Origin of the sequence: Parafrankia elaeagni, assembly GCF_000374165.1 — a bacterium.
Lineage (GTDB): Bacteria > Actinomycetota > Actinomycetes > Frankiales > Frankiaceae > Parafrankia > Parafrankia elaeagni.
Map to the genome: position 1 here is coordinate 1 of NZ_KB893714.1, position 11,784 is coordinate 11,784.

Sequence of the window (11,784 nt, forward strand, 5' to 3'; positions counted from 1 at the left end):
GTCCGCCTGCACTGGGGAATCGAGAACCGCCTCCACTACATCCGCGACACCGCCTGGCGCGAGGACGCCTGCCACGCCTCCCGAGGAAACGGGCCCAGAAACCTCGCCACCATCCGCAACCTCGCGCTGAGTCTCCTCCGCCTCCACGGAGTCCGAAAGGTCAAGGAAACCCTCGAGCGCATCGCCGGCGACCGCTACCGGGCACTCCACTACCTGGCTACATAGGGCAATGGATCGTCACACTAGGCGATCTTCGCGCAGCCCTGCACCGCCCCGGACGGGGAAGGGCCGCGTGACAGCGACTCTCCGCCGGCCGCGCCGAATGCCGGCTCGCTCCGTGTTGCGGGCTACCGGATTGATCCTCCTCATGGGAGGGTAGTGCCGCCGTGATGTCGGTTGCCCGAGGCGCGGGCGCCGGGAAGAACCACTAGGAGGATCCGTGGATCTGTCCCTCACGACTCGCCAGGAAGGGACCCACACGGTCGTCGTGGTGGGCGGCGAGATCGATGTGTACACCGCCCCCAAGCTCCGTGAGCAGCTCATCGACCTGGTCTCCGCCGGGTCGTACCACCTGGTGGTCGACATGGAGGGCGTGGAGTTCCTCGACTCCACCGGCCTCGGCGTTCTGGTCGGCGGTCTCAAGCGGGTGCGCGCGCACGAGGGTTCCCTCCACCTTGTCTGCACCCAGGAACGCATTCTGAAGATCTTCCGCATCACCGGGCTCACCAAGGTGTTCCCGATCCACTCCTCCGTCGAGGAAGCCCTGGCCGCCCGCGACTGAGGCAGCTTTCTTCGCCGCGTCAGGTCCCTTCGCGAAAGGCAGGTCTCCGGACGCATGCCCACCGTCGAGTTGTGCTTCGCAGCCCTGCCCGGCCATGTCCGCACCGCACGCATGATCGCCACCGCGGTCAGCCGGCGGGCGGGCGTGCCGGCCGGGGCGGTCGACGAGATCAAGCTGGCGGTCGGGGAGGCGTGTGCCCGGGCCGTCCGGGTCAACCGCCGGAGCAGTCCCCAGGCACTCGTACGGGTGGAGCTGACGGACTCCGCCGAGACGTTCACGGTCGTCGTCTCCGACAGCGGCACCCCGGGCGACGAGATCGCCCCGGGGCCGGACGGTGGCCTGATCAGCGTTGACGCCCTCCTCGGCCTCGAGAACCCGGAGGGCCCGGAAGCGTCGGTCCTCGGTGTTCCCGACCTGCCCGGGGATGCCGACTCCGACCAGCCGTTTCCTCCCGGTCTCGGGCTGGCCCTGATCGAAGGGCTGGTGGATGAGGTGGCCGTCCGGCGAGGCGCGGACGGCATGGGAACCGTGGTCGAAATGACCTGGCACACCGGGGAACCGGCCGACGACACCGACCTCGACTCCGCCGCGTACGCGGCGCTCGCGGCCGAGATCGCCGGGTCGGCCCGCCGGCAGGCCTGAACGGTCAGCCTCTCCGCACCGCCGGCTGGGGGTCTCCGGAGAAACTCGGAGGCCCCCAGTAACGCGTCCGGCTCCGGTTTCGCGGCGGCGTCGCGGCACCTGCGCCTACGCCCGCGCCTGCGCACACGAATCGACACCAGCAGTGATCACTTACGGACAACCGACTGCCACGCACGCCGACCGAGAGCCGCGGACTCTCTACAACAAAAACAACAGACCCGGCCAGTCACAGCCGAAAAACCCGCGCACATCACACACCTACGGATAGACTCCGCCGCATCTCGCCGACGGTTGATCGGAGCCGTTGGTGTTTCCCTTGGTGTTCCCTGTGGGGTCCGGGCCACAGGCAAGGGCCGCATGGGTGTTTGCCGCGCGGGCGGGACAGCGGTGCCGGTGGGACGGCGTCCGCTTCCTCGCCGGAGTCACCTCCGGCGATCGCCCGGCCCACACCAGACGGCCCGCGCCCGCTGACCGGTACCGGTCCGCCACCCAGAGCGTCGTCGGATGCGACGTCATGGCTGTTGCCGACGAGTGGTGGGGAGTGGGCGGTCGGCGCCCACCCTCACGCTGTCGCGACGGCAGAGGGTGCACATGACAGACCGGGAGGAGCCATGTCCCCGATCCACACCCTACAGGGCGATAACACTCCTATCGACCTTAGCGGTGGAGCTGTGGGGTTGGTCGCCGGTGTGGCGATCGTCGCAGCGCTCGCACTGCTGGTGGCCGGATACCTCGTACGCGAGGTGCTGGCCGCGAGCGCCGGCACACCGAAGATGATCGAGGTGGGAAGAGCGGTTCAGGAGGGAGCCGCGGCGTACCTCCGACGGCAGTTCCGGACCCTCGCCGGGTTCGTCATCGTCATTCCCTTCGTCCTGCTCCTTCTCCCTGCGGACGACACCGGTGCCCGAGTGGGCCGTTCGGTGTTCTTCGTGGTCGGCGCCGTCTTCTCGGCGCTGGTCGGTTTCGTCGGCATGTCCCTGGCCACCCGCGCCAACACCCGCACGGCCGCGGCGGCGATCGAGCGCGGTGAACGCGCCGCGATGCGGATCGCCTTCCGCACCGGCGGTGTGGTCGGGATGTTCACCGTCGGCCTGGGCCTGCTGGGCGCCGCGGTGGTGGTCCTGGCCTTCCGTGACACCGCCCCCCAGGTCCTGGAGGGGTTCGGCTTCGGAGCCGCGCTTCTGGCGATGTTCATGCGGGTCGGCGGCGGCATCTTCACCAAGGCGGCGGACGTCGGCGCCGACCTGGTCGGCAAGGTCGAGCAGGGCATTCCGGAGGATGATCCCCGCAACGCGGCGACCATCGCCGACAACGTCGGTGACAACGTCGGCGACTGCGCGGGAATGGCCGCCGACCTGTTCGAGTCCTACGCCGTCATGCTGGTCGCAGCCCTGATTCTCGGGGTGAAGGCCTTCGGTGAGAACGGGCTGGTCTACCCGCTGCTGATACCAGCAGTCGGCGTGATCACAGCGGTCATCGGAATCTTCGCGGTGTCGCCCCGCCCCGGTGACCGCACCGGAATGACCGCGATCAACCGCGGTTTCTTCATCTCAGCCGTGATCTCAGCCGTCGGCGTGGTGATCGTCACGCTGCTGTACCTGCCCGGAAGCTTCGCGGAGCTCCCGGGAATGGCCGGCAGCACCCAGAGCGGAAACCCCCGGGTGATCGCGATCAGCGCGGTGCTCATCGGCATCGTGCTGGCGGCGGCCATCCAGCTTCTGACCAGCTACTTCACCGAGACGAACCGGCGTCCGGTGCTGAGCGTCGTCGAGGCGTCGACGACCGGCCCGGCGACGAACATCCTGGCCGGTATCGGGGTGGGCATGGAGTCGGCCGTCTATTCGTCTCTGCTCATCGGGGCAGCCGTCTTCGGTGCCTATCTGCTCGGGTCCGGCAGTGTCACGATCGCGTTGTTCGCGGTGGCACTGGCCGGCACGGGACTTCTCACCACGGTCGGCGTCATCGTGTCGATGGACACGTTCGGGCCGGTCAGCGACAACGCCCAGGGAATCGCCGAGATGTCGGCCGGACCGGAGGGGATCGACGAGCGCGGGGCGGCGATTCTCACCTCGCTCGACGCGGTCGGGAACACCACCAAGGCGATCACGAAGGGCATCGCGATCGCGACCGCCGTCCTCGCCGCGACCGCCCTGTTCGGATCGTTCACGGACACGGTGACGACAGCACTGGCCGACGCCGGCGTCACCCCCGAGATCGGCCGGGGCACTGTCGGTGGTCTCAACGTGGCCTATCCCGACGCGCTGGTGGGCCTGATCATCGGTGCGGCTGTGGTCTTCCTGTTCTCCGGGCTGGCCATCAACGCCGTCGGGCGGGCCGCCGGGCGGGTCGTGACCGAGGTGCGCAACCAGTTCCGCACCCGACCGGGGATCATGCAGGGCACCGAGAAGCCCGACTACGGCGCTGTCGTGGACATCTGCACCCGGGATTCACTGCGGGAGCTCGTGACACCCGGAACCCTGGCGGTGATGGCGCCGATCGCGGTCGGGTTCGGTCTGGGCTACCCGCCGCTGGGCGCCTTCCTCTGCGGGGCGATCGCCGGCGGCGTCCTGATGGCGGTCTTCCTGGCCAACTCGGGCGGGGCCTGGGACAACGCGAAGAAGCTCGTCGAGGACGGCCGGTACGGCGGCAAGGGCTCCGAGGTACACGCCGCCACCGTGATCGGCGACACGGTGGGCGACCCGTTCAAAGACACCGCCGGACCGTCGATCAACCCGCTCCTCAAGGTCATGAATCTGGTCAGCCTGCTGATCGCGCCCCTGGTGGTGAAGTTCTCGGTGGGCGAGGACGAGAACACACCGGCACGGATCAGCATCGCCCTGGCGGCCACCGCGGTGATCATCGCTGTCGTGGTCATCTCCAGGCGGCGGGGATCATCCGTCGGCGACGGCCCCCCGGTCACGGCCGCGCCGCCCTCCCGTTCACCCGAGTCGGACTCGGAGGTCCGGGTCTGACCCGTACGCCCGATGTGATCCGGTCCGGGCGCCGGTGGCGGTCAGACGACCGCCACCGGCGCCCGGTCGCACGTTCGGACTCCGCGACCCGATCAGGCCGGGCAGGCCGCTGTGACGCCGGGCAGGGTGCCGCGCGGGCCGCGCGGGCGGGCGGTACAGCCGTCGTCGCGGCGCTCGGCGCGGGGAGATCCCTTTGACGCTGGACCAGTCGGCGCCTGCCACGGCACGATGGTGCGGTCGGTGGCCGGCGCGACCACAGAGAGAGAACTCGCTCGGGCCCCGACGGCGGACGGGGGGATCCCTCCAGCGACACACCGGCGTACGGTGCTCCCTGCGGCCGATTCCGGCAGCGGGAGATGTCCGGTCGCGCCGGTCCCGCGTCCACGCCCACGGAGCGGGAGACGCCAGCGCGCCGTACGACGGCCCGGGCGGGCATTGGAGCAGACAGAGGTAGATCACACGAGGGTCAGCGGGGCTGGAACGACAGTCACGGTGATCCACCGGATGCAGCACGCCGTATCGAGGAGAGAAGTGCCACCGCGCACGAATTCGACGAGCCGGACGACCGCGGGGTCGCCGACGCCGGTCGCCGAGCCTGCCGACCGCGCCGAGCCTGTGGGCGCGACCGCGACCACCGCCCCGGCCGGCACGGCCACCGCGGCAGCGACGTCCGCTACCGCGGCCGGCGCGGCCGGCGACCCCAGCGAGCGCGCCCCGGACAGCTCCCCGAGCGGGGGCCGGCCAGCCGGCGGGCGCCGCGCGGCGCGCCCCGCGGCGAAGGTGGAGGGAACCCGCCTTGTGATCGTGGAGTCGCCCGCGAAGGCTAAGACGATCGCGGGCTATCTGGGCCCCGGCTGGCAGGTCGAGTCGAGCATCGGTCACATCCGGGACCTGCCGCGCAGCGCCGCCGACGTCCCCACCGCGCACAAGGGCAAGCCCTGGGCCCGCCTGGGGGTGGACGTCGACAACGGCTTCGAGCCCCTCTACGTCGTCAGCCCGGACAAGAAGGTCCAGGTCAGCAAGCTCAAGTCGCTCGTCAAGGACGCCAGCGAGCTCTATCTCGCGACAGACGAGGACCGCGAGGGCGAGGCGATCGCCTGGCACCTCCTGCAGACGTTGAAGCCGACCGTCCCGGTCAAGCGCATGGTCTTCCACGAGATCACCCCGCAGGCGATCCAGCGTGCCGTCGACAGCCCTCGGGAGATCAACGAGAACCTGGTCAACGCGCAGGAGACCCGGCGGATTCTGGACCGGCTCTACGGCTACGAGGTCTCCCCCGTGCTGTGGAAGAAGGTCATGCCGAAGCTGTCGGCGGGGCGGGTCCAGAGCGTGGCGACCCGGGTACTCGTCGAGCGGGAGCGGGCCCGCATGCGGTTCCGGACCGCCGAGTACTGGAACATCGAGGGCGTCTTCCAGCAGACCGCCGGGCACGACGGCACCGCACCGGACCGGACCCCCCTGCCCGCGACGCTCGTCGCGCTGGACGGGCGGCGCCTGGCCAGCGGCCGCGACTTCGCCCCGACCGGCGAGCTGACGTCCGATGCCGTCGCCCTGCTCGACGAGGCGGGTGCCCGGGCTCTCGCCGCCCGGCTCGCCGATGCGGCGTTCGCGGTGCGTTCGGTGGAGACGAAGCCCTACCGGCGCTCCCCGTACCCGCCGTTCATGACGTCCACGCTGCAGCAGGAGGCCGGGCGCAAGCTGCGCTTCTCCAGCCAGCGGACGATGCAGGTCGCCCAGCGCCTGTACGAGAACGGCTACATCACCTATATGCGGACGGACTCGACGAACCTGTCCGAGACCGCGCTCGCCGCCGCCCGGGACCAGGCCCGCACGCTCTACGGCACCGAGTACGTTCCGGACCGGCCACGCGTCTACGCGAAGAAGGTCAAGAACGCCCAGGAGGCACACGAGGCCATCCGGCCGGCCGGCGACCACTTCCGGACACCGGGCGAGGTGCGCGGGGAGCTCGACGGCGACTCGTTCCGGCTCTACGAGCTGATCTGGCAGCGCACGGTGGCCAGCCAGATGGCCGACGCCCGCGGCACCAGCGCCACGATCCGCCTGGGCGCGCGGTCCTCCGCCGGTGAGGACGCCGAGTTCTCGGCGTCCGGGAAGGTCATCACCTTCCCGGGGTTCCTGCGGGCCTACGTCGAGGGCGCCGACGACCCGGACGCCGAGCTGGAGGACCGCGAACGGCGGTTGCCCGACGTCCGCCAAGGCGACGCGCTGGACACCCGCACGCTCACGCCGCGGGGGCACACCACCAGCCCGCCGCCGCGGTTCACCGAGGCGAGCCTGGTCAAGACGCTGGAGGAGCTGGGGATCGGCCGGCCGTCCACGTACGCGTCGATCATCGGAACGATCCAGGACCGGGGCTACGTCTGGAAGAAGGGCTCGGCCCTGGTCCCGAGCTTTGTGGCCTTCGCCGTGGTCGGTCTGCTCGAGGATCACTTCGCCCGGCTTGTCGACTACCAGTTCACCGCCTCGATGGAGGACGACCTCGACGCGATCGCCGCCGGCACGGCCGCGTCCGCCGACTGGCTGACCGGCTTCTACTTCGGCTCCACCGAGGCGGACGGCACGGTCGGGGTCGAGGGCCTGAAGCACCTGGTCGGGGAGCGGCTCGGTGAGATCGACGCGCGCGAGGTCAACTCCATCCCGCTGGGCAAGGCCGAGGACGGCGCGACCGTCGTCGTGCGGGTCGGGCGCTACGGCCCGTACGTCCAGCATGGCGAGGGCCGCGCCAGCGTCCCGGACGAGGTCGCTCCGGACGAGCTCACGGTCGAGCGGGCGCTGGAGCTGCTGGCCGCGCCGAGTGGTGACCGGGTCCTCGGCACCGACCCGGAGAGCGGCGCGTCGATCACCGCGAAGGCCGGCCGGTACGGCCCCTACGTGACGACGGACAGCGAGCCGCCGCGGACCGCGAGCCTGCTGCGCACCATGTCCCTGGAGACCGTGACGCTGGAGGAGGCGCTGCGGCTGCTCACGCTGCCCCGGATCCTCGGTGTGGGCGAGGACGGGGCGGAGGTGACGGCCCAGAACGGGCGGTACGGGCCCTATGTGAAGAAGGGCACGGACAGCCGGTCGCTGGAGTCCGAGGAGCAGCTCTTCACGGTCACTCTGGAGGAGGCGCTGGCGCTGCTGGCCCAGCCGAAGGCGCGCGGGCGGCGGCAGGCCGCCCAGACCCCGCCGCTGCGCGAGCTGGGGCAGGACCCGGCGACCGAGCGCCCGATCGTCGTCCGGGAGGGGCGTTTCGGGCCCTACGTGACCGACGGCGAGACGAACGCCAGTCTGCGCAAGGGTGACGCGGTCGAGACGATCAGCACCGAGCGGGCCGCGGAGCTGCTGGCGGACCGCCGGGCCCGGGGCACCACGACCACCCGGCGGACCACGAAGTCCACCACGAAGGCGCCTGCCAAGAGCACGACCAAGGCCACAGCCAAGTCTCGCTCGACCGCCAAGAGCACGGCCGAGAAGACCCCGGCGAAGTCGAAGTCGGCGACCAGGAGCACGGCGGCGGACAAGGACAAACCGGCCAGCACGGCCAGGACCACGTCGAGAGCCACGAGCGCTGGCAAGGATGCGAGTGGGCCCTCGGCGCCACCGGCGGCCACCGGTGGCGCCGAGGGTGGCAGCGACGGCGGCACCGGAGCCGCCGGAGCTCCCGGAGCCGCCTCCGGCGGCTCGCGACGGTCCGGCTGATGGATCTGCCCGTCGGCGAAAGCCGCGGCGATCTGGAAGGCACACCGATACAGGTCCCGGCTGGCGGGACCGCGGCGAACGCCGCCGCCCCGGCCGACCGGGAGCAGCGACACGAACAGGAGCAGCCCCAGGCCCAGGGGCAGCGACACGAGCAGGATCGCCGACACGAGCAGAACCCGGCCAACAGTGACCGGGCGGGCGCCGGCGCGCGGCGGCGGGCCCCGCGCATGCGGGTCCGCCGGCCGCTCAGCCGCCACCCGGTCACGACGGTGCCCTCGCCACCGCCGCGGTCGCGCACCTCCGACGGCTCGGACAGCGATGTGCGGGCCGTCCTGCGCATCCCCGAGTTCCGCCGGATGTGGATCCAGCTCAGCCTGTCGAGTCTGGGCGACTGGCTGGGCCTGCTCGCGACCACGGCACTCGTCACCGAGCTCACCACCAGTTTCTCCGGCAAGGCGTACGCGATCGGCTCACTGCTGATCGTCCGGCTGCTGCCCGCCCTGGTGCTGGGCCCGCTCGCCGGTGCGATCGCCGACCGCCTCGACCGCCGGCTGACGATGGTCGTCACCGATGTCCTGCGGTTCGCGCTGTTCCTGTCGATCCCGATCGTCGGCACACTCGAATGGCTGTTGATCGCCTCCTTCCTGGTCGAATGCGTCAGCCTGGTCTGGGCGCCGGCCAAGGAGGCCTCGATCCCGCACCTGGTCCCGCGCAACCGGCTCGCGGCGGCCAACACGCTCAGCCTGATCACGACCTACGGCACGGCCCCGCTCGCGGCTGCGATCTTCACACTGCTCGCCACGGTGTCCCGCGCCCTGGCACCGAGCATCAGCTTCTTCGAGGACCGCTCGCTCGACATCGCGCTGTACTTCAACGCCGCCACGTTCCTCGGCTCCGCTGTCGTGATCTGGGGCCTGCGCTCGATCGGCCGCGCGGAACGGCCCGAGCACGGCTCCGAGCCGGGCTTCTTCGCCTCGATCACCGAGGGCTGGAAGTTCGTCGGCCAGGACCGGCTCGTCCGCGGGCTCGTCGTGGGCATTCTCGGCGGTTTCGCCGGGGCCGGCTGCGTGGTCGCGCTCGGCAAGCTCTACGTCGAGCTCCTCGGCGGCGGCGACTCCGCCTACGGTGTGCTCTTCGGTGCCGTCTTCATCGGTCTGGCGAGCGGGATGGCCGCCGGGCCGCGGCTGCTCGGCGACTACAGCCGGACCCGCCTGTTCGGCGTCTGTGTCACCGGTGCGGGTATCACGCTGGTCATCGTCGCGATCATCCCGAACCTGGTGATCGCCTGCATCCTGGTCGTGCTCGTCGGCGCCTTCGCCGGCGTCGCCTGGGTCACCGGCTACACCCTGCTGCAGGCCGAGGTGGCCGACGAGCTGCGCGGCCGCACGTTCGCGCTGGTGCAGTCGCTGGTCCGGGTGGACCTTCTGCTCGTCCTGGCGGCCGCCCCGGGCCTCGTGGGGCTGATCGGCTTTCACGAGGTCCACCTGTGGGGGGACATCAACGTCCGTGCGGACGGGGTCACCGCCGTGCTGCTGGGCGGCGGGCTGCTGGCCGTCGCCGTGGGCCTGTTCTCCTACCGGCAGATGGATGACAAGGTCGGCGAGGCCGTCCTGCCGGAGCTGTGGAACGCGGTGCGGGGGCGTCGGTACCGCCCCAGTCGGCGGCCCCGGCACGCCGGGCTGTTCGTCACCGTCGAGGGTGCCGCTGGTGCCGGTACGGCGGCGCAGCTCGAACTGCTCGAGGAGTGGCTCGCGGCCAGCGGGCGCGAGGTCGTCGTCGTCCGGGAGAAGAGCGGGACCCCGCTCGGGACCGGCCTGCGCGAGCTGCTGGACGACCCGTCCACCCGCCCGAGCGTGCGGACCGAGGCCCTGCTGGACGCGGCCGACCGGGCCGAGCAGGTCGCGCGGATCATCGAGCCCGCGCTCGCCCGCGGCGCGATTGTCCTGACCGACCGGTACGCGGACTCCTCGATCGCCTACCAGGGGGCCGACCAGCGTCTCGACCGCAACGAGCTGGCCGTGCTGGCCCAGTGGGCGACCCACTCGTTGCTGCCCGACGTCACGATCCTGCTGGATCTGCCACCCGACCTGGCACCGACACCCGACGGCGCTGGCAACGGCAAGGAGAAGGATAACGGCAAGGACAACGGCAACGGCCCGGCTTCGGCGGCGTACCAGCAGCGGGTGCGGGAGCAGTTCCGCCGGCTCGCCGAGGAGGATCCGGACCGACACGTCACCTTCGACGGCACGCTGTCCGCGCAGGAGCTGCACCGCAGGATTCGCCCGCTGATCGCCGGCCGCCTCGTCAGCGGGACCGAGGCCGCCGCCGTCTGACGGCGCCCGGACGTCGCGGGCTGCCAGGGCCACCCGGGCAAGGCAGTGCAGGGGTGGACAATGTGCGGGTGACGGTCTGGGATGCGCTGGTCGGGCAGGACTCCGTCGTCTCGACGCTCACCGCGGCGGCACGCGCGGCCGCGCTGGTGACGACGCAGGGCCCGCTCGCCGCGGCCCGCGCCGGAATGACTCATTCCTGGCTGTTCACCGGGCCGGCCGGGTCCGGCCTGGCCGTCGCCGCCCGCGCCTTCGCCGCCGCGCTGCTCTGCGAGAACAGCGCGCCCGGCTGCGGCCGGTGCCCGGGCTGTCACACCGTCCTGTCCGACACCGCCGCCGACCTGCGCACCGTCCGCCCGGAGGGGCTGTCGATCGGGGTGCGCGACGTGCGCGCCCTGATCCGGGACGCCGCCAGCGCTCCCAGTGCCGGCCGGTGGCGCATCCTGCTGATCGACGATGCCGACCGGTTCACCGACTCGGCGGCGAACGCTCTGCTCAAAGCCCTGGAGGAGCCGGCCGAACGGGCGGTGTTCCTGCTCTGCGCGCCGTCCGTCGACGACGTTTTGCCGACGATCCGGTCCCGCTGCCGGTCCGTGGCGCTGCGCCTGCCGTCGGTTGACGACGTCACCGCCGCCCTCGTGCGGGAGGGTGTCGACGCGGGACTGGCGCGCATGGTCGCGCAGGCTTCCCAGGGGCATGTCGGGCAGGCCCGGCGGCTGGCCGCGGACCCGCAGGCCCGGGCCCGCCGGGAGGCGGTCCTACGGCTGCCGTCCCGGCTGAACCGGGTCGGTGACTGCCTGGCGGCCGCGGCCGATCTGGTCGACGCCGCCAACGCCGACGCACAGGCCGCCAACGCCGACCGGGACGAGGCCGAGACGGAAGCACTCAAGACCGCCCTCGGAGTGGGCGCGACCTCGGCCGGCACCCGCTCCGCCTCCGCCCGCGGCGGCGGGCGGGCAGGTGCCAAGCCGAAGTCGATCCAGGTCCGCGGCGCCGCCGGAGCACTCAAGGAACTCGAGCGGACGCAGAAGAGCCGCGGGCGGCGCACCGTCCTCGACTCCCTCGACCGGGCGCTGGTCGATCTCGCCGGCCTGTACCGGGACGTCCTGGCCCATCAGCTGCGGGCGGGTGTGGCCCCCGTCCACCCGGACCACGCGGAGGCCATCGAGCGACTGGCGGCCACGGCCACTCCGGAGCAGACGCTGCGCCGCTGGGAGGCCGTCCTGGCGACCCGACAGACACTCGCGGACAATCCTGGACTCGTGCCGCAGCTCACCACGGAGTCGCTCGCGCTCGCGCTACGCGACGCGTGAGAACCTGTTGCGTGACGTCGCCACCCGGAGACGGGCACCGGCGG

The 11,784-nt window shown here is 71.7% G+C and carries 6 protein-coding genes and 1 pseudogene; all 7 read left to right on the top strand.

Going from position 1 to position 11,784, the window contains the following annotated elements:
• Window positions 1-225: pseudogene (locus B207_RS40550) on the top strand (ISAs1 family transposase); the annotation flags it as partial.
• 214 nt (window positions 226-439) lie between these two features.
• Window positions 440-781 (top strand): STAS domain-containing protein, encoded by a 342-nt coding sequence (locus B207_RS0108935; protein ID WP_012157755.1) that lies wholly within the window; start codon window positions 440-442, stop codon window positions 779-781.
• 54 nt (window positions 782-835) lie between these two features.
• Window positions 836-1,423 carry an ATP-binding protein gene (locus tag B207_RS0108940; RefSeq protein WP_018636187.1) on the top strand — a complete coding sequence of 196 codons (588 nt, stop codon included), beginning with the start codon at window positions 836-838 and terminating at the stop codon, window positions 1,421-1,423.
• 611 nt (window positions 1,424-2,034) lie between these two features.
• Window positions 2,035-4,395: a sodium-translocating pyrophosphatase gene (locus B207_RS0108945; RefSeq protein WP_026310848.1), complete on the top strand. Its 2,361-nt coding sequence runs from the start codon at window positions 2,035-2,037 to the stop codon at window positions 4,393-4,395.
• A gap of 531 nt (window positions 4,396-4,926) precedes the next feature.
• Window positions 4,927-8,097, top strand: coding sequence for a type I DNA topoisomerase (gene topA, locus B207_RS0108950; RefSeq protein WP_018636189.1), 3,171 nt, complete (start codon window positions 4,927-4,929; stop codon window positions 8,095-8,097).
• Window positions 8,097-10,430 carry a dTMP kinase gene (tmk, locus tag B207_RS0108955; protein WP_018636190.1) on the top strand — a complete coding sequence of 778 codons (2,334 nt, stop codon included), beginning with the start codon at window positions 8,097-8,099 and terminating at the stop codon, window positions 10,428-10,430. The genes topA and tmk overlap by 1 nt, the downstream gene beginning before the upstream one ends.
• Window positions 10,431-10,498: 68 nt before the next feature.
• Window positions 10,499-11,740: a DNA polymerase III subunit delta' gene (locus B207_RS0108960; protein ID WP_018636191.1), complete on the top strand. Its 1,242-nt coding sequence runs from the start codon at window positions 10,499-10,501 to the stop codon at window positions 11,738-11,740.
• Window positions 11,741-11,784: the final 44 nt, after the last annotated feature.